Annotated in this window: 15 protein-coding genes; 12 read left to right on the forward strand and 3 right to left on the reverse strand. The window is 59.1% G+C overall.

The genetic code is table 11. From position 1 onward, the window contains the following. Positions 1-64: 64 nt before the first annotated feature. The 7 genes from MC50_RS03715 (at position 65) to MC50_RS03745 (ending at position 9,294) form a co-directional block, all read left to right on the forward strand. Positions 65-2,701 carry a fimbrial biogenesis usher protein gene (locus tag MC50_RS03715; protein ID WP_047663454.1) on the forward strand — a complete coding sequence of 879 codons (2,637 nt, stop codon included), beginning with the start codon at positions 65-67 and terminating at the stop codon, positions 2,699-2,701. Positions 2,702-2,711: 10 nt separating this feature from the next. After that, positions 2,712-3,242 carry a type 1 fimbrial adaptor subunit FimF gene (gene fimF / locus MC50_RS03720; protein ID WP_032690839.1) on the forward strand — a complete coding sequence of 177 codons (531 nt, stop codon included), beginning with the start codon at positions 2,712-2,714 and terminating at the stop codon, positions 3,240-3,242. A gap of 12 nt (positions 3,243-3,254) precedes the next feature. Further along, on the forward strand, positions 3,255-3,758 hold the full coding sequence (gene fimG, locus MC50_RS03725) for a type 1 fimbrial minor subunit FimG (RefSeq protein WP_047663455.1): 504 nt from the start codon (positions 3,255-3,257) through the stop codon (positions 3,756-3,758). A 17-nt stretch (positions 3,759-3,775) separates the two neighbouring features. Then, positions 3,776-4,681, forward strand: coding sequence for a fimbrial protein (locus MC50_RS03730; protein ID WP_032690837.1), 906 nt, complete (start codon positions 3,776-3,778; stop codon positions 4,679-4,681). 28 nt (positions 4,682-4,709) lie between these two features. Further along, entirely contained in the window at positions 4,710-6,158 is a 1,449-nt protein-coding gene (locus tag MC50_RS03735; RefSeq protein ID WP_046853553.1) for an EAL domain-containing protein, read from the forward strand. Between the two features lie 490 nt (positions 6,159-6,648). Next, positions 6,649-7,872, forward strand: coding sequence for an MFS transporter (locus tag MC50_RS03740; protein WP_047663456.1), 1,224 nt, complete (start codon positions 6,649-6,651; stop codon positions 7,870-7,872). Positions 7,873-8,055: 183 nt separating this feature from the next. After that, a complete protein-coding gene (locus MC50_RS03745; RefSeq protein WP_032690833.1) occupies positions 8,056-9,294 on the forward strand; it encodes an MFS transporter in 1,239 nt (412 codons plus the stop codon). Positions 9,295-9,456: 162 nt separating this feature from the next. On the opposite strand, the gene MC50_RS03750 is transcribed toward MC50_RS03745, so the two are convergent. Both MC50_RS03750 and yjdI read right to left on the reverse strand, forming a co-directional pair. Then, positions 9,457-9,729, reverse strand: a complete 273-nt coding sequence (locus MC50_RS03750; protein WP_004867312.1) for a GNAT family N-acetyltransferase — start codon at positions 9,727-9,729, stop codon at positions 9,457-9,459. Positions 9,730-9,740: 11 nt separating this feature from the next. Next, positions 9,741-9,971, reverse strand: a complete 231-nt coding sequence (gene yjdI / locus MC50_RS03755; RefSeq protein WP_015585797.1) for a 4Fe-4S mono-cluster protein YjdI — start codon at positions 9,969-9,971, stop codon at positions 9,741-9,743. Positions 9,972-10,281: 310 nt separating this feature from the next. Here yjdI and MC50_RS03760 point away from each other — a divergent pair, with 310 nt between their 5' ends. Genes MC50_RS03760 through MC50_RS03775 form a run of 4 tightly spaced genes read left to right on the forward strand, consistent with a single transcriptional unit; the run spans position 10,282 to position 14,972 of the window. Next, entirely contained in the window at positions 10,282-10,512 is a 231-nt protein-coding gene (locus MC50_RS03760; RefSeq protein WP_369974010.1) for a YtcA family lipoprotein, read from the forward strand. Between the two features lie 6 nt (positions 10,513-10,518). Then, on the forward strand, positions 10,519-11,547 hold the full coding sequence (gene mdtN / locus MC50_RS03765) for a multidrug transporter subunit MdtN (protein WP_015585795.1): 1,029 nt from the start codon (positions 10,519-10,521) through the stop codon (positions 11,545-11,547). 9 nt (positions 11,548-11,556) lie between these two features. Next, positions 11,557-13,494: an FUSC family protein gene (locus tag MC50_RS03770; RefSeq protein WP_102990866.1), complete on the forward strand. Its 1,938-nt coding sequence runs from the start codon at positions 11,557-11,559 to the stop codon at positions 13,492-13,494. Positions 13,495-13,499: 5 nt separating this feature from the next. Beyond that, a complete protein-coding gene (locus MC50_RS03775; RefSeq protein ID WP_190306320.1) occupies positions 13,500-14,972 on the forward strand; it encodes an MdtP family multidrug efflux transporter outer membrane subunit in 1,473 nt (490 codons plus the stop codon). 28 nt (positions 14,973-15,000) lie between these two features. On the opposite strand, the gene MC50_RS03780 is transcribed toward MC50_RS03775, so the two are convergent. Then, positions 15,001-17,730 (reverse strand): LuxR C-terminal-related transcriptional regulator, encoded by a 2,730-nt coding sequence (locus MC50_RS03780; protein WP_047663458.1) that lies wholly within the window; start codon positions 17,728-17,730, stop codon positions 15,001-15,003. Positions 17,731-17,927: 197 nt separating this feature from the next. Here MC50_RS03780 and MC50_RS03785 point away from each other — a divergent pair, with 197 nt between their 5' ends. Continuing rightward, on the forward strand, positions 17,928-18,707 hold the full coding sequence (locus MC50_RS03785; protein WP_032690828.1) for an acetoin reductase: 780 nt from the start codon (positions 17,928-17,930) through the stop codon (positions 18,705-18,707). Positions 18,708-18,773: the final 66 nt, after the last annotated feature.

Below are 18,773 nucleotides of genomic sequence, written 5' to 3' on the forward strand. Positions count from 1 at the left end.
AATAGCGTTATCCCCTGAAATATAAAAAGAACTGACAGCCGGGCGACTTCGGACCGGAGGGACTATGTCACATCTGAAATATGGATCGGACCGCCTGGGTGCCCGGCATGCGCGGCGCCGCGCGTCGGGATCGGCTCGCGTATTTGCCCGGTTCCCTTTGGCCCTTTTGCTTGCCATGCAGGCCTTTTCCGCGCAGGCGGAACTTTACTTTAACCCGCGTTTCCTCGCCGATGATCCTGCCGCGGTGGCGGATCTGTCGAGTTTCGAAAAGGGTCAAGAGGTGCCGCCGGGCACCTATCGCGTCGATATCTACCTGAATAACGGCTTTATGACCACCCGGGATGTCACCTTTAAGAGCGGAGAGAACCACCACGGCCTGGCCCCCTGCCTGACCCGCGGCCAGTTGGCCAGCATGGGCGTCAATACCGCCGCCGTGGCCGGTATGAATGCCCTCGCGGCCGATGCCTGCGTGCCGATGGCGGAGATGATCAAAGAGTCGACCAGCCGTTTCGACGTCGGCCAACAGCGCCTGTACCTGACCGTACCGCAGGCTTTTATGGGCAATCGTGCGCGCGGATATATCCCGCCCGAACTGTGGGATGACGGCATCACCGCCGGGCTGCTGAACTACAACTTTACCGGCAACAATGTCCATAACGATATCGGCGGCAGCAGCAACTATGCCTATTTGAATCTGCAAAGCGGCCTCAACCTCGGCGCCTGGCGCCTGCGCGATAACACCACCTGGAGCTACAGCAGCGGCGGCAGTTCATCGAGCAACGAGAATAAGTGGCAGCACGTCAACAGCTGGCTGGAAAGGGATATTGTCCCCCTACGCTCGCGCCTGACGCTCGGCGACAGCTATACCAATGGCGACGTGTTCGATGGCATCAACTTCCGCGGCGCCCAGCTGGCCTCTGACGACAATATGCTGCCGGATAGTCAGAAGGGGTTTGCTCCGGTGATCCACGGAATTGCCCGTGGCACGGCGCAGGTCTCGATCAAGCAAAACGGCTATGAGATCTATCAAAGTACGGTGCCGCCGGGACCGTTTACGATCGACGATCTCTATGCCGCCGGTAACGGCGGCGATCTGCAGGTTACCATCAAAGAGACCGACGGCACCCGCCAGGTCTTTACCGTGCCGTGGTCAACGGTGCCGGTGCTGCAGCGTGAGGGCCATTCGCGCTTCGCCCTGACGGCGGGGGAATATCGCAGCGGCAACGACCAGCAGGAGAAGCTGAAATTCTTCCAGGGGACGCTGCTGCACGGCCTGGCGGCGGGCTGGACGCTGTACGGCGGCTCCCAGCTTGCCGACCGCTACCGTGCCTTTAACCTCGGCGTCGGCAAAAACATGGGCGAGTTCGGCGCCGTATCGCTGGACGTGACCCAGGCAAACGCCACGCTACCTGACGACAGCAAGCATCAGGGGCAGTCGCTGCGTTTTCTCTATAACAAATCGCTTAACGAAGTCGGCACCAATATTCAGCTGGTCGGCTACCGCTACTCCACGCGGGGCTATTACAGCTTTGCCGATACCACCTATAGCCGGATGAGCGGCTACGACGTCGAGACCCAGGACGGCGTTATCCAGGTGAAGCCCAAATTTACCGACTACTACAACCTCGCCTACAGCAAACGCGGCAAGGTGCAGGTCAGCGTCACCCAGCAGCTGGGACGCACCGCCACGCTCTACCTGAGCGGCAGCCATCAGACCTACTGGTCAACCGGCAAAGCGGACCAGCAGCTGCAGGCCGGGCTCAACGCCGCGGTGGACGATATCAACTGGACGCTGAGCTACAGCCTGACCAAAAACGCCTGGCAGCAGGGGCGCGACCAGATGCTGGCGGTCAACGTCAACATTCCGTTCAGCCACTGGCTGCGCTCAGACAGCAAATCAGTCTGGCGCCACGCCAGCGCCAGCTACAGCATGTCGCACGATCTCGATGGCCGGATGACCAACCTGGCCGGGCTGTACGGCACGCTGCTGGAGGACAATAACCTGAGCTACAGCGTGCAGACCGGTTATGCCGGCGGCGGCAACGGTGGGAGCGGCGGCACCGGATACGCGGCGCTGAACTATCGCGGCGGCTACGGTAACGCCAACGTCGGCTACAGCCGCAGCGATGGCCTGAAACAGCTGTACTACGGCGTGAGCGGCGGCGTGCTGGCTCATGGCAACGGCGTCACCTTGAGCCAGCCGTTGAACGATACGGTGGTGCTGATTAAAGCCCCGGGCGCCGACAACGTGAAGGTGGAAAACCAGACCGGGGTACGTACCGACTGGCGCGGCTATGCGGTGTTGCCGTACGCCACCGAATATCGTGAGAACCGCGTGGCGCTGGACACCAACACGCTGGCGGACAACGTCGACCTGGATGATGCGGTGGTCAGCGTGGTGCCCACGCACGGCGCCATCGTGCGCGCAGATTTCAAAGCGCACGTCGGCATGAAGCTGCTGATGACGCTAACCCGTCATGGCAAGCCGGTCCCGTTTGGCGCCATGGTGACCTCAGCCAATAACCAGAGCGGCAGTATCGTGGCCGATAACGGGCAGGTCTATCTGAGCGGTATGCCGCTGGCCGGCAAAGTGCAGGTGACATGGGGTGAAGGCCCCGATGCCAGCTGCGTGGCCGAGTATCAGCTGCCGCAAGAGAGCCAGCAGCAGGCGCTGAGCCAGCTGTCCGCCGTCTGTCGCTAAGGAAGAAATAATGATGACCAAATCGCTGTATCTGCTGGGGGCCGTGCTGTCGCTGACCATCGCCAACGCTTTCGCGGCCGACAGTACCATTACCATCAGCGGATATGTCCGGGATAACGCCTGCGCGGTGGCGGGCGAGTCGAAAGACTTTACCGTCGACCTGATGGATAACGCCGCTAAGCAGTTCAACACCATCGGCGCGACAACGCCGGTGGTGCCGTTTCGCATCGTGCTGTCGCCCTGCGGCAGCTCGGTGACTGCGGTCAAAGTGGGCTTCACCGGCGTGGCGGATAACGACAACACCAGCTTGCTGAAGCTGGACAGCGGCGCGTCGGCCGCGGCGGGCATGGGGGTGCAGATTCTCAATGGTCAGCAGACGATGCTGCCGCTGAACGCCCCCTCAACGGCAATCGCCTGGACGACGCTGACGCCCGGGCAGACCAATACCCTGAACTTTTATGCGCGGTTGATGGCCACTCAGGTGCCGGTTACCGCCGGGCACGTCAACGCGACAGCGACATTCACGCTGGAATTTCAGTAACCGGAGGTTGAGATGAAATGGATTCCCCGAGAATGGCTTCTGGCGAGCACGCTGATACTGGCCTGCTCTCCTCTACAGGCGGCCGATATTACGATCACCGTTAACGGCAAAGTGGTCGCCAAACCCTGCACGGTCTCGACCACGAATGCCACCGTCGATCTCGGCGACCTGTATACCTTCAGCCTGGTCTCGGCAGGCGCCGCTTCGGCCTGGCACGGGGTGTCGCTCGATCTGAGCAATTGCCCCGTCGGCACCTCGCGCGTCACCGCCAGCTTTAGCGGCACCGCAGACGCCACCGGGTATTACAAAAACCAGGGCACCGCCGGCAATATCCAGCTGGAGCTGCAGGATGACGGCGGAACGACGTTGAACAACGGCGCCACTAAATCAGTCCAGGTCGATGACTCAACGCAGTCCGCCCGCTTCCCGCTGCAGGTCAGAGCCTTGACGGTCAACGGCGGCGCCACCCAGGGAACCATTCAGGCGGTGATTAGCGTCACCTACACCTACGCCTGAATCAGGAGAGTAAGTTGATGAAAAAAATGATTACCCTGTTGACCACGCTGCTGCTGTTGGGCTGGTCGGTTAATGCCTGGTCCTTTGCCTGCAAAACCGCGACCGGGGCGACGATCCCCATCGGCGGCGGCAGCGCGAACGTCTACGTCAACCTGACGCCGGCGGTGAACGTCGGGCAGAACCTGGTGGTCGATCTCTCCACGCAAATCTTCTGCCATAACGACTATCCGCAAACCATTACCGACTACGTGACCCTGCAACGAGGCTCCGCCTATGGCGGGGTGCTGTCGAGCTTTTCCGGCACCGTAAAGTACAACGGTACCTCCTACCCCTTCCCCACCACCACGGAAACCGCGCGGGTCATCTATGATTCAACCACCGATAAACCGTGGCCTACCGTGCTCTACCTGACGCCGGTCAGCACCGCTGGCGGGGTGGCGATCACCTCCGGTTCCCTGATCGCGGTGCTCATTCTTCACCAGACCAACAACTATAACAGCGACTCCTATCAGTTTGTCTGGAACATTTACGCCAACAATGATGTCGTGGTGCCGACCGGCGGCTGCGATGTCTCCGCTCGCGATGTTACGGTAACGCTTCCGGATTACCCTGGCTCTATGGCCGTTCCGGTGACGGTGCACTGCGCGCAAAACCAGAATCTTGGCTACTACCTTTCCGGCACCACCGCCGATACCGCCAATTCGATCTTCAGCAATACCGCTTCGACATCGGCGGCGCAGGGGATTGGCGTACAGATGACGCGTAACGGCAGCATCGTGCCCGCCAACAGCACGGTGTCGCTGGGTACGGTCGGTACTTCGCCGGTCAATCTGGGGCTAACCGCCACCTATGCGCGAACCACGGGTCAGGTGACGGCAGGTAATGTGCAGTCCATTATTGGGGTGACGTTTGTCTACCAGTAATGGCTGCGCGACGCAGGCCTCCCCGCCGGTGGACTATATTCTTTCGCCCTGTGCGATCGCCGCCGAGGGGCTCTCTTCCATGATGGACGACGGCGGTCTGCTGCGGCCCAGGCGCCTGTTCCCTCAGCTTCACGAGGCGCTGTTAATCCCCGATATTGTGACCGTCAGGCGTATCGTGGTTTTTTTACCCGACGATCCGTTCTGGCTGCTGCTCACTCTGCGGCAGGCGGGGCTGCTGCTGAAACACAGCGCCGTTCCGCTGCCGATGCTGATCCTCAGCCGCAGCCCGGCCAACTGGCTGTGGCAAACGCTGTTACATCAGGTCGGCAAGCCGCGCCATCTGGCCAGGGTACGGGCCGTGGCCTCTGATTTACCCTGTCGACAGCTGGCGGCACTGCTCAGCCCCGACGCCGGACAAAGCTATCCCCTGCTGGCGCAGCTGGCGTCTCAGGAGAGTGTCATCTGCGCTAAACCGGCCGCCGGCGTGAGCAAACCGGAACTGAGCACCGCGCTGGACTGGCTGCGGGGATTCAGCATCAATCATCAGGCGCAACGTCGGGGGCTTAGCCACAAAACCCTCTACACCCAGAGAAGCTCAGGACTGAAAAAGATGGTGGAACATCATCCCCATCTGGCCAGCCGTTTTCCCGGCAGCCAGACCAAAGGACAGAAAACGAGCGCGGTTGCCGCGCTCTCCGCTTTTGAACGCGAGTTCATCCATGCCATTCACTGCCGGCAAGTTTTTCCTGTGTTTCAGCCCATTACCGATGGCCGCCTGATATTACAGGGCATCGAAGTGCTGTCGCGTTGGCGACGCAATGGCGATGTGCTGTTGCCTGGCGAGTTTCTGCCGCAGATACGCTCGGAGTATGCCTGGCTGCTGCTCACGGCATTTGTCCTGCAGGAGGCCGTACAGAATATCAATCAATATCCGGGCGACTATTATTTCGCGGTTAACATCCCGCCGGTCATCGCCAACAACGCCAACATTATCCGGATGATGGAGGCGGCCCGTCAGCAGCTGCAGGAACCGCAGCAGGGGGAGAGGCTGGTACTGGAATTTGCCGAAACTGTCGATCTCAATCGTCACAGTAAAACGGGCGACACGATCGCCCGCTTACAGCAGCAGGGCTTTCGCATCATGCTCGACGACTGCTTTTCGCGTAGCAGCGTCCTGTTTCCGGTCCGCACCGTGCGCTTTAATGAGTACAAGCTGGATATCAGTATCGTGAACGATCTGCAGCGGGATCCCCATGCTCTGGCGCTGATCAAAAGCCTGATCTACTACTGCCAGCTCTCCGGTAGCCGCTGCATTGCCGAAGGGGTCGATAGCCTGGAAAAATTTAATATGCTGAAGGCGTTGGGGATCGATCGCTTTCAGGGCTATCTGATCTCACCGCCGATCACCGGCGATAATCTGGCGGATCTTATTCAGCGTTTTTCGCCGGGGCGCTACCCCACCAGCATTGCCGGGTAAATCCGGCCCATTTTCAGCTCTGTCCTGCATGAAAAACCCCCGACTATCCTGGTCGGGATTCTCCGTTAAGCCTCAGCCCCGATGCCGATTGAAACCGCCATTGCGGATCGATGGCAGAACCCCTGGATTACGGGGGTAGTCCGCCAGCTCTTGATGAGCAGCAGCGGGCTGTTGGTAGCGGGGCGAGGCTGCTCAGCCGTCTCCGTTTCTCAGTCTGGTTACGTATCAGGCCGCTCACCTTGTGAGATCGACGGCACATTTCAAAGAGGCATTTGACGGCAGAAGCAATGAGTCCGAGGGTAGGTTTGAGCGAGGAGCGGGTATTCAACTTCAAGGGCATTATCTGATTTTTTCTGTGCTAAAGTGTTATCTCCGTTTCCAGTAGCGTACCGTTTCCGATGTAACGATTTTCTCTTTTTAACAGTGCTTATCTTCCGCGTTGCCTGTCGGCTACGTGGGTTTCTGTTATTTAAGATGAGAATCTTTCTGCATGAACACGTTGCTGTTTGCGCTCATTGGCGCACTGCGTAGCCATCGCTGGCTACGCCTGCTTGGTTTTGCCTATATCCTGTCATCGCTGGGCAATGGGCTTACTCAGGTCATTATTTTCGGCCAGCTTTTACACTGGCAGGCTTCTTCTGCCACGCTTACCCTGGTGTATATGCTATCGATGCTGCCCAGCTTTGTTGGCAGCATCTGGGGCGAAATGCTGTGTAAGACAACCTCACCACTGCTGATCCTGATTTTTACTGAGATACTTGGTCTGCTTGCGCTTGTTTTTCCATTGTATGGTTTGCTGCATCATAACGTCCCGGCCCTGTTGGTCGTGCAGTGTGCGGAAGCACTGTTCAGCGGCATAAGCTACCCGGCGCTGACGTTATTGTTTAAACGCGGATTACGTCATGATCAACTCCCTGCTGCAACGGCCATGGAAACCATCATTTTTGCCTCACAGGTTTTGTTGGGTACCGGCTTGGGGGTTCTCCTGTTTGACTTGATTACGCCTGTGCATCTACTCGCCATTGATGCCCTCAGTTTTACGGCTTCAGTGGTTCTGCTTATGATGTCCGTTTCTACCTTTCGCGGAGCACAACCGCAACCTGCAGAGGCTACGTCTGGCCGAAAGAAACCGCTCTGGCACGCCATATCTCCCTTGCAAAAAAGAAGCATTATGCTGTTACCCGCACTTGCCGCTGTGGGATCACCAGCAATGGCGCTTTTACCTGCACTGGCACAAGAAATCCGGCCTGAGGATTCAGCCAGACTGGCATTACCGCTACTTTTTGCGCGCAGCCTGGGGCAGCTCTGCGGGCCGCTCATGCTTGATGCCCGTAAATTGCAGCAATTTAGCGCGAATAACGGCATATTGCTTATATGCCTGGGGACATTTATCGGAAGCTATTTTTTATTACCCCTATCCGCCGGATATCCCTGCGTCGGCCTAAGTCTGATCTTCAGTGCGCATATGGCATCGAATATTGTATTTTCTTTGGGTACTTTCGGTATTCTTAGAAACTTCTCGCAAACACACGTAGCGAAAGCCAGTGCGATGGCATGGCGCGGACAGGTACTGACCGCCGCTGTTTCCACCGGTATAACCAGCGTGATAGCGCAATACTTTGGCGCATTTAACGCACTCTACAGTGTTTCGTTGTTCAGTCTGGGAGCGGTCGGCGTTTTGCTCTGGTTGAATCGAACGAGCAACACAAAATAAAGTCAACCTCGCCTTCAAGTTTACGCTAAGTCCAGGTGGCAAAGCGCACGCCTTGCCACTGCCCGAACTCACAAGATATCGCACCTTGTCAGGCGGTAAAAAAAATAAAAGTCCCTGACGGACTTCGCACCAGGCCGGTACGACGATGCTGGCCGGAATATTGGCTTTAAATGGGATAAGACTATGGGTTCACAGGTATCCGCAGCGGATGATTCACTGCTGCGGCACAGGGCGTTCGTCACCTTTTGGCTGGCGCGCACCTGTTCATCGTTCGGTTTTCAAATGTTTTCGGTGGCCGTAAGCTGGCAAATTTATGCCATCACCCATAGCGCGATGGCGCTCGGGATGATCGGTCTGATGCAATTCTTACCCTCGGTCCTGTTGGCTCTCCCTGCGGGACACCTCGCGGATCAGTTCGATCGGCGGCGGATTGTGCTGCTTGGCCAGTTCATTGAATGGGTGGCGTTACTCGGACTGGTCGCGCTGACGTTGCTGCATTGGGCGGACAAGATTGAGATTTGGGGACTGGTCTTTTTAATCTCGGTGGCAAAAGCGCTGGAGTGGCCGGCGATCACCTCGATGCTGCCAGCCCTGGTGCCGCCGCCGATCCTCGCGCGCGCGATGGCGGCCAGTTCCGTCGGAGGGCAGGCGGCGGTCATTATCGGCCCAACGCTTGGCGGTCTGCTGTACGTGGCGGGTCCGGAAGTCGTGTATGGCGTATCTGCGCTGTTCTATCTGTTCTCTATTGTACTGGTTAGCCAGCTGCGCTACGAGCGGCCGCCGCAAACCCGTCTGCCGATGAATCTCACTAACCTGTTTGCCGGCGTGCATTTTATCCGCGAGCGAAAAGATGTGCTGGGCGTGATCTCGCTCGATCTGTTTGCCGTCCTCCTTGGCGGCGCGACGGCGCTGTTACCGATCTTCGCCCAGGATATTCTCCATACCGGCCCCTGGGGACTGGGGATGCTGCGCGGCGCGCCCTCGGTCGGCGCGCTGTTGGTCGGCGTCTGGCTCAGCCGCCACAAGCTGGAAAAGAACGTGGGCCTGATCATGTTCGCCTCGGTGGCCGGCTTTGGCCTGGCGACGCTGGTGTTTGCGCTTTCTACTCAGCTGTGGCTTTCCCTGCTGGCGCTGGCCGCGCTGGGCGGGTTTGATATGGTGAGCATGGTGATTCGCGGCGCGCTGGTACAGCTGGATACGCCTGATGATATGCGCGGCCGGGTCAATGCGGTGAACGCCATCTTCATTAATACTTCAAACCAGCTTGGGGAGTTTGAATCTGGTCTGCTGGCAGCGTGGATGGGCGCCGTACCGGCCGCGGCGCTTGGCGGGATTGGCACACTGGTGGTAGTGGCTATATGGATGACCATTTTCCCCCACCTGCGCAAAAGGCAGAAGCTGGAAAATGAAGGGCCGGGCTGACGACAGAAATGCTCCCGGTCGCGACTTCAGACGTCAGGCGGCATGCCGAACCCCTGCTGGCGCAAGAATATTATTCGCCATCATCGCCAATAACAGGCCCCCCGGATGCAGGAGCCCTTCATCATCTAAAATTAAGCACCGGCTTAGACCGGTGCTTTTATTTCAGGCCCGGATATCATCGTACTCGCGGGTATTATCAAACTCATGTTTCGCGAACGGACATAGCGGGATAATTTTACGCTGTTCTCCGCGCATCTTTTCCACCACTTTCGCCACCAGCTGTTTGCCTACACCTTGTCCTTTCAGGCTCTCATCGACATCGGTATGTTCAATAATGCTGAGATGCTCGCCGGTGGGAACAAACACAATTTCCGCGACCTGATTCCCTGCCGCATCGTTGACGTAAAACTTGTTATGGCCTTCCAGTATTTCCATCATTTCCTCACTTATTTCTGGCGATACTTCAGGGCGCCGCTCGGGCAGGTGTCGATCACGCGCACGACGGTGGCAACATCCACTTCATCCGGGATGATCCACGGCTTACGCTTCAGGTTGAAGAGTTTTGCACTACCGCGAACGCAGTTCCCCGAGTGCTGGCAGATGTCCGTGTTGAAGTAGACATCAATCTTCTCGCCGGTGTATGCGCGGTAGCCCGCCTCCAGTAATTCCTTATCCATGACATTGCCTCAGTTATTTTTCTTGTTCAGCAGCTAAGCATAGCCCCGCCGCGGAACGCCAGCTATGGTGAGATCAAAAATCACCTTCATATATGTCATAAGATTTATCGCATTGATGCGAAATAAACGATTTTATATTCACTTTTCCTGCGGGAGCGGCGCTGACGTTCCCATAAAATAGACAGCCCGTCTCTTCCCTTTGCTTTTATTTCCCCGAAAGGGCGATTAAACTCACTCCACAATGGTACGAGCGCTCAGGAATTATCCTTTGAATTATCGAGTGAAGCTGGCACGTCCGGTGCTATTATTCATGTTCTTATTTCTCTCTGGTTGTTCATTATCACCAGCGATTCCGGTATTAGGCGCCGCATTTCCTGGCTGGTTTTTCTGTTTATTGGGCGGCGTGCTGTTACTCATTCCCTGTCATATCCTGATCGTCCGCAAAGGCTGGCAATCACGTTTTTCTCCGCTGGTATTCAGCTACCTGGCTCTGATGTTCCTGTTCGCCACGCTCCTGTGGTTCCTTTTCTTTGTTTACTAAGCCCCTATGACAAACTCCAGCCCAAGCGTATTACGGAAAAAGTGGCCTCTGCTGGCCCTCGTCCTCGCCGCGATCGTGGCGCTTATCCTGGTTATCTGGCAGCTTCAGACCTCGCCGGAAACTAACGACGCCTACGTCTACACCGATACCATCGACGTGGTGCCGGAAGTGAGCGGCCGGATCGTAGAGATGCCCATCCGCGACAACCAGCGGGTGAAAAAAGGCGATCTGCTGTTTCGTCTCGATCCGCGCCCTTATCAGGCGATGCTCGATGACGCCCGGGCCAGGCTGACCACGCTGGATGCGCAAATCATGCTGACCCGGCGCACAATTAAGGCGCAGGAGTACAACGCCCAGTCCGTCGCCGCCGCGGTAGAACGCGCGAAGGCGCTGGTAAAACAGACCACGTCGTCACGCACGCGTCTTGAACCGTTAGTCCCGCAGGGCTTTGCTTCACAAGAAGATCTCGACCAGGCGCGAACCGCCGAAAAAGCCGCCCGCGCGGAACTCGACGCCACTCTGCTGCAAGCGAAACAGGCTTCGGCCGCCGTTACCGGCGTTGATGCCATGGTTGCCCAGCGGGCGGGGATACTGGCGCAGATCGCGCTGGCGGAATTGCACCTGGAATTTACCGAAGTCCGGGCGCCTTTTAACGGCGTGGTGGTGGCGCTGAAAACCACCGTCGGCCAGTACGCCTCGGCGTTAAAACCGGTATTTACCTTAATGGATGACGACCGCTGGTATGTCATCGCCAACTTCCGCGAAACCGATCTTAAAAATGTCCGCCCCGGCGTAGCGGCCAGAGTCACCATCATGACCAATCATGATAAATCGTTCGCCGGCGTAGTCGATTCCGTCGGCTCCGGCGTGCTGCCTGAAGGCGGGAGCGTAATTGAAGGTCTGCCGATTATTCAGAAGAGCATCAACTGGGTTCATGTTTCGCAGCGTTTCCCGGTGAAGATCGCGGTGAAAGATCCTGACCCTGAACTCTTCCGTATGGGCGCCTCTGCCAGCGCCGTTCTTCAGCCTCAGTAAGGAGGCGCTATGCAGAACGTCTGGTCATTTTTGCACCGGGAACTCCGCGACGCGCCGGGGCGAGCAAACTACACCCTGCGCCTGACCCTGAGTTGCGCGGTGCTGATCGTCCTGTTTATGACCCTGCAGATCCCTTTTTTAGCCGTGGCGCTGATCGTGGTGTTTTACGTCAGCCAGCCTAATGTGTTGATGATAAAGCTGGTGAGCGTGGTCTTTTTCCTCACCGTCAGCGTGGCGCTGGGCTGCGTGCTGCTGATCATCAAATGGACTTATGACTATCCGCTGATCCGCCTGGTCGCCTCGGTAACGCTGTTTTTCGGCGCCATCTATCTGATGCGGGTGCTGGGCAAGCTGGGGCTGGCCTTTTTCGTGGTCGCCCTGGTCGTTATTTACGCACAGACTTTCCCTTCGATGACCAGCCAAAGTGAGATTCTGGTACGTCTGCTGCTCTGGCTATGGGTGGTCATCAACCTCGCCATCGTGGTCACGCTGCTGGTCAACGCCGGTTTTCAGCAGGCTTTTCCCGGCTATCAGTTCAAAGCGAGGATGGTATTCTTGCTCCGCCAGGTGGCGGTGCTTCTCGCTCGTCCGGACGCCCGTTCTCCGCCGACGTTCAAAGAAATTGCCGAACAGTTCGCCCAGCTTCAGTCTCTGTATCAGCAGGCGACCCGCTCCAGCCCCGAGATAGCCGATAGCCCGCAGGCGTGGCAATCCCTGATGGCCACCACGCTTCACTGCTATCATCTGGCCGCGCTGCTGCAGCCGGAAGCATCCCCTTCCGCCGGGCGTCTGCAGCTTGCCGCCGCGCTCTCGACGCTGGCGCAGAATCTGGACGTCAGCACGCTTCCGGCAACCCTGCCGGAGGCCAGCGCGCGGGATACGGCGAACGGCGTAATTTTGCAGGAGATGGTCACCACGCTGAGCCGGCTGGCGCGCGGCGAACCGGTGCCGCTGCCGGCGGGCGAAGAGGAAAAAGCCCCCCTGCTGCTGCCTGACGCCTGGTCGAACCCCGCCTATTTGCACTTCGCGCTCAAAACGCTGCTGGCAACGCTACTGTGCTACGTTTTTTATACCGCCGCCGACTGGCAGGGTATCCATACGATTATGCTCAGCTGTGTGATTGTCGCCCAGCCGGGGCTCGGCGCAACGCTGCAGAAAACCTGGCTGCGAACAGGCGGCGCTCTGCTCGCTACCCTGCTGGCGCTGTTAATGATCGTCTTTATTCAGCCGCATACCGAATCACTCGTCGGCCTGCTGGCGATGACTCTGCCGGTGATGGCGCTGTCGGCCTGGATAGCTGCGGGGTCTGAACGCATCGCCTATGCCGGGATTCAGATAGGCTTTACCTTCTCGCTGGCGTTTCTCAGTTGGTTTGGCCCGCTGACCAATTTGACCGAGCTGCGCGATCGCGTCATCGGTATTTTACTCGGCGTGCTGGTCTCTTCGATTGTCCATCTCTACCTGTGGCCGGATAGCGAAGCCCCGCAGCTCAAATCGCGGCTGGCCGATCTCTACCGGCGGATTGCGGATGACCTGCGCGCCAGTCGTGATGAGGTAAAATTAGTGCCGCTGTTTCACGCCCTGAACAGCGCCGAAACGCTGATGCATCGGGTGGCGGCTGAACCGCTGAATGCTTATGCTCACCCGCATCCCGAGGCAAAAACCTGGCCGGTGAAGGCCACCTGGACGCAGGCCCTCGAAATCGTACGCTTCAGCGAAGGGTACCGGCTGTACGCTGCCCCGGAAGATACCTTTCTGCGCCACTGCGCCGGGTCGCTCGAGGCCTATGCCGATGATATCGACCAGCAGCGGGCGCCCGTGCCGTTCGGCGAGCTTCGACCCGCCCCCGGTAATCCTTTTGGCCCCCCGCTGGTCACCCTGCTGACGACATTACCGAGCTGGTCGTCCGCACCTTCACCGCTTTTGCGACAGGCAGATAAGTCATGACAAAAATGGACACCGCAGCCCGCTTCCTGCGCTACTCACCGCTCGCCTTCGTCCTGACGCTGGTCACCGGCTGCGCGTTAATTCAGGACGATCCGGGCCAGGTCACTATCGTGAACCCGCAGCAGGCTGAACTCGCGCAGGTGATTCACCTGGCCAACAGCGGCTGGCCAGCAGCCAGATGGTGGGAGGGTTATCACGATGCCCAGCTTAATATGCTGGTCAACCGTGCGCTGCAAAACTCCCCGACCATGCAGGCCGCCCGGCTGCGGATTGCGCAATCGCAGTCCACCGTAGAACTGGCGCAGTCGGCAATGGGTGTCCAGGCCACCGCCGTGGCGGCCCAGAACCGGCTGCGGGTTACCAACAAGCAGTTCACCTGGCCCTACTCTTACTCGCTGCCGGTCGATAAAAACGGTCCGTGGTACACCCTGAACACCGTTGGCGTCGGTGCCACGCTGAATATTGATTTATGGGGTGCCGATCGCGCCCGCGTTGCCGCCGCCATTGGCGAGAAAAATGCGCGTCAGGCGGAAACGGCGGGAATCGAGCTGGATCTCGCCAGCAGCGTGGCGCAGCTGTACTTTGCCATGCAGGCCACCTTCCAGAAGATGACGTTGTTGAATCAGCTTGAAGAGATTGCCCGTCTCTCTGTGCAGGCCCATGAGCACCGTACCCAGCGCGGCGTTGAGGATAGCGTGGATATCGCCAATGCCCAGGCCGAGCTGCTGGCGGCGCAGCAGCAGGTCATTACGGCAAACGGGACGCTGACGCAGTACCGGGAAACATTGCGGGCGCTGATCGGCGCCGATGCGCACAGCATGCCGGAGATCCACCCGGTCCCCCTGCCGACGCTACAGGAAACGCTGCCCGACTCGCTCTCCTTTGAACTGTTGGCCCGCCGCCCGGATCTCCAGGCGCTGCGCGGCTATGTCACGGCGTCATTAAGCCAGGTCGATGCGGCGAAGGCGGCGTTTTACCCGCACTTTGATATCAAGGCCTTCTGGGGATACAACGCCCTGAGCGTCGGGGATCTGTTTAAATCGTCCTTCCAGCAGATCAACCTGCTGCCGGGGCTGTATCTGCCGATCTTCGACGGCGGCCGGCTGAATGCCAATCTGCAATCGGTCCGTACCGCCAGCAATATTCTGATCAAACAGTACAACCAGGCGGTACTGGATGCCGTGCGCGATGTGGCGATCGGCTCCAGCGAGCTGAACGATCTTAATCAGCAGGTGGTGCTGCAGAAGCTGAAGGTGACGGCCGCCATGGCCACCTCCCGCAGCGCCAGCGCCCACTATCAGCGGGGGCTGGTCAGCTACTATGCGGCTCAGGAAGCGCGTCGGCCCGTCATCACCCAGCAATTGCTCCTGCTGGATATCGAGGCGCAGCGGCTGAGCAGCGACATTACGCTGATTAAGGCATTAGGCGGAGACTACCGCGGCCCGGCGCTGGAGAATCTGGGGAAAGAGACGCGCTGAGGCGCCCCTTGCGTACCGGCGAGCGGGGTCAGCTGAATAACTGCCACTCGCGCGCCTGGTTCACCGCCTGAATCCGGCCATTGACCTGCAGCTTTTCGTACAGCTGCTTGAGATGCCACTTCACGGTTTCGGCCGTAATTCCCAGGGCCCGCGCGATCTCTTTGTTGGAGTAGCCTTCGGCGATCAGCCCCAGCGTCTGCTGCTCCCGCTCGGTGAGGCGAAGCTGCGCGGGCGCCCGACGGCTGATGGTCGGCAAGATCCCGGCAGCGCTGAATCTGGCGAGATGCTGCGCCAGCGCGTCGCTGAAGACCTCGTCGTGCCCCCCGCGTTGCTGGATAGCCGCCAGTAATGAGGCCATCTCTTCTCCACCATCAAACAGGCTGCGCCACAGTTTCTGCTGAAAAGCGCGACGCAGCGTCGGGATCGCCAGCGTTATCGCCCTCTCCCGTTCCCCGGCGCGCCACAGGGCGACGGCCTGAATAAGCCGCAGGCGTACGGCAAACAGCCACTCGCCGCCGCGCTCCTGCTCAGCGGCCAGCGTATCGAGCTGCCGCGCCGCCGCCAGCGGTTGTCCGCCGGCCATCAGCACCCGGCTCTGACTGAGGGTTAAACAGGCGCTGACCACATCATTTTTCTCCGCGCCGAGGGTCAGCCCCTGAAGGCGAAGAAGCAAACTGTCGGCCGCCGTGCGATCGCCTGCGTGGAGCGCATTGGCAATACGCTCAGCCAGCAGCGGCGCCTGCGCCCGCAGCCATCCACGCTGAACCGCCAGACCTTCGGCATGCAGCAGCAGCGATGTCATCTCATCCGTCTGACCATGACGTTGCGCCAGCCTCGCCAGCACGATATAGCAGCGGCTAAACCCATCCGGCGGACAAAAGTCATCGATCATCTCAAGACGTAGCGTCAGCAGAGTGGGGATGCGCTGCACTTCCCCCTGCTCCCAGGCGATTTCGGCCAGAATCGGCGCCAGGGTGGCGCCGCTGCTGGAGTGAGGGCCGGTCTGCTGTTCAGCATACTGGAGCGCCCGCCCCGCCTGCCGCTGCGCTTCGGCCAGATTGCCCTGACGCAGGTATCCCTGGGCCATCACAAACGCCCGGTAGACCTCCACGAACAGGTTGCGGTTCGCCACCCGCACACCCGACACCCGCTGCTGGACATCCAGCGCCTGTTGCGGCCGGGCGTTCGCCAGATGGCAGTAGCTGAGAATATTGCACACCAGGCCATCCACCCAGATATCGCCGCAGGGCACCTCGTGCAGCAGCGGTTCCACGATAGCAATACTCTGGGCAATATTATCGGCGAAAGCTTCGCAGATCGCCCGAACGACGCGGAGCTTCACCCACGAACTGTGGGCCATCGCGCTGCGGTTGGCGACCGCCAGCGACTCAATGGCGTCCAGCAGCTGGCGGGCATCGTGGAAACGAAAGCGGTGCGCGAGCGCCCAGGCGAGGTTCGTTTGCAGCTCGATGCGGGAAGGGTCCAGATTTGCCGGCAGATAGCGGATCCAGCGCACCATCGTCTCGATATCGCCCTCTTCCGCCAGCGACTGCACGCCGGCCTCCGCATGCCCGGCTCCCGTTTTCCCGGCTTCCAGCGCATGGCGAATCGCCTCTGCCCACAGCTGCTGGCCGGCAAACCAGTTACTGGCCTGTTCATGCAGCACGCGGATATCCACTTCCGCACTGTGCTGCAGACGATACAGCAGCGCTTCGCGCATCAGCGGGTGGTAGCGGAACCAGAACCCGTCGGCATCGAGGGCCGAGAGAAACAGATTGTGCCGGGCTATCCATTCCAGCATGGCTTCCCCGTTGCGTTTCCCGGTCACAGCATCGCACAGCGATGGATGCAGGCGGTTGAGTATTGAGGTTTGCAGAAGAAAGTCCAACACCCCGGCGGGCAATGGCGCAAAGATCACCTCTTCCAGATAGCGAAAGAGGGCGCGGGAGGTGGTATTCAGCTTGCCGTCGCTCGGGCAACAATGGGCGCTGCCGCTTGCTAAAGCCGCCATTTTCATACCGGCAACCCATCCTTCCGTGCGGGCAATCAAGCGCGGAATCTCCTGCGGGTCCGGTGCCGGGGAGATCGACGTTGCAAAATAGGTTCTGGCCTCCTCAGCATTAAACCGCAGCGCATGGTCATCGATCTCCACCAGCCGATCCTCCATGTGCAGGCGACTCAGCGCCAGGTGCGGCTGGCTGCGGCTGGCGATAATCAGATGCAGAGACGGCGGCGCATGGTTCAGCAGCCAGTTCAGACCATCATCAATCTCCGGGTGAGCAATATTCTGGTAATCATCGAGGATCAGAGACAGCGAAATCGGATAACGGTGCAGCTGGTTGACGAGCCCGGCGAGAAACAGCCGGAAGTCGTCTCCGGGGGCGCTTTCCGGCAGAGTATTCGCCGCTTGCCAGAGCGGTCGCAGCGCCGCCTGCAGATAGCGCATAAACAGCAAGGGCGTGCTGTCATCTTCGTCAATGCTCAGCCAGGCCAGCGTATCGCCCTGCTGCTGCCGATGCTGATACCACTGGGCCAGCAGCGTGGTTTTGCCGAACCCGGCGGGGGCGCATACCAGCGTCAGCGTGCTGGTGAGCGCGGCATCCAGCCGCTGCAGCAGACGATCGCGCGGCTGCAATACCCCCGGTGAGCGCGGCGGCGTAAAGCGAGTCGCGATAAGCGGCAAGGTGCGCGCAAGGCGGAACGGTTCTTGATGAACAAACCCGCTCAATGCGTCATCCCTCGGGGGTAATAATTCCATAGCGCCATAACCTCCTCATCCCGTGCATACGCCATTATCCCCCCCAACCGGGGGGTAGGCCACGTTTATCCATACCTATAAAGTAGTTTTATCCTTTGCCGCCGATGGGCAGTACGCCAGGCCTGCGCCTGCGTGCAGCGAACCTTTTCTCCATCAGGCATCCATCGTTTCTTAATCAGTACAAGGTATGTACAGAAATGGCTATCGAAAATAAAGTTGCATTAGTCACCGGCGCCGGTCAGGGCATTGGCCGCGGTATTGCTTTACGTCTGGCCAAAGAGGGTGCGTCGTTGATGCTTGTCGACGTGAACCCGGAAGGGATTGCGGCGGTCGCCGCCGAAGTTGAAGCGCTGGGCCGTAAGGCCGCCACCTTCGTGGCGAATATTGCTGAACGTGACCAGGTGTATGCCGCCATTGATCGGGCGGAAAAAGAGCTGGGCGGCTTTGATATCATCGTGAACAACGCGGGGATTGCCCAGGTGCAGGCGCTCGCCGACGTGACCCCTGAAGAGGTCGATCGCATCATGCGTATCAACGTTCAGGGGACGCTATGGGGCATTCAGGCCGCGGCGAAAAAATTCATCGACCGTAAGCAAAACGGCAAAATCATTAACGCCTGCTCCATTGCCGGACACGACGGTTTTGCTCTGCTGGGGATCTATTCCGCCACTAAATTTGCCGTTCGCGCCCTGACCCAGGCGGCGGCGAAAGAGTATGCCAGCCGCGGGATCACCGTGAACGCCTACTGCCCGGGGATTGTGGGGACCGGCATGTGGACCGAAATCGATAAGCGTTTTGCCGAAATTACCGGTGCGCCGGTCGGTGAGACCTATAAAAAATATGTGGAAGGGATTGCGCTCGGCCGTGCGGAAACGCCGGACGATGTGGCGAGCCTGGTCTCCTATCTGGCCGGCCCGGATTCCGACTATATTACCGGTCAGTCGATCCTGATCGATGGCGGGATTGTTTACCGTTAATCCTCGACCCGGGTTGTCATTTGTGCCAGCCCGGTCAACCGCCCACTCCGTTTTGTCTCCTCTCTT

It is taken from the genome of Klebsiella planticola, assembly GCF_000783935.2.
GTDB lineage: Bacteria > Pseudomonadota > Gammaproteobacteria > Enterobacterales > Enterobacteriaceae > Klebsiella > Klebsiella planticola.

Bases quoted from the DNA above. Each gene is read 5' to 3' on its own strand.
- mdtN (WP_015585795.1), top strand. From the start codon at position 10,519: ATGACAAACTCCAGCCCAAGCGTATTACGGAAAAAGTGGCCTCTGCTG.
- MC50_RS03775 (WP_190306320.1), top strand. From the start codon at position 13,500: ATGGACACCGCAGCCCGCTTCCTGCGCTACTCACCGCTCGCCTTCGTC.
- MC50_RS03760 (WP_369974010.1), top strand. From the start codon at position 10,282: ATGTTCTTATTTCTCTCTGGTTGTTCATTATCACCAGCGATTCCGGTA.
- MC50_RS03730 (WP_032690837.1), top strand. From the start codon at position 3,776: ATGAAAAAAATGATTACCCTGTTGACCACGCTGCTGCTGTTGGGCTGG.
- MC50_RS03745 (WP_032690833.1), top strand. From the start codon at position 8,056: ATGGGTTCACAGGTATCCGCAGCGGATGATTCACTGCTGCGGCACAGG.
- fimF (WP_032690839.1), top strand. From the start codon at position 2,712: ATGATGACCAAATCGCTGTATCTGCTGGGGGCCGTGCTGTCGCTGACC.
- MC50_RS03750 (WP_004867312.1), bottom strand. From the start codon at position 9,729: ATGGAAATACTGGAAGGCCATAACAAGTTTTACGTCAACGATGCGGCA.
- MC50_RS03770 (WP_102990866.1), top strand. From the start codon at position 11,557: ATGCAGAACGTCTGGTCATTTTTGCACCGGGAACTCCGCGACGCGCCG.
- MC50_RS03740 (WP_047663456.1), top strand. From the start codon at position 6,649: ATGAACACGTTGCTGTTTGCGCTCATTGGCGCACTGCGTAGCCATCGC.
- MC50_RS03785 (WP_032690828.1), top strand. From the start codon at position 17,928: ATGGCTATCGAAAATAAAGTTGCATTAGTCACCGGCGCCGGTCAGGGC.
- fimG (WP_047663455.1), top strand. From the start codon at position 3,255: ATGAAATGGATTCCCCGAGAATGGCTTCTGGCGAGCACGCTGATACTG.
- MC50_RS03780 (WP_047663458.1), bottom strand. From the start codon at position 17,730: ATGGAATTATTACCCCCGAGGGATGACGCATTGAGCGGGTTTGTTCAT.
- yjdI (WP_015585797.1), bottom strand. From the start codon at position 9,971: ATGGATAAGGAATTACTGGAGGCGGGCTACCGCGCATACACCGGCGAG.
- MC50_RS03715 (WP_047663454.1), top strand. From the start codon at position 65: ATGTCACATCTGAAATATGGATCGGACCGCCTGGGTGCCCGGCATGCG.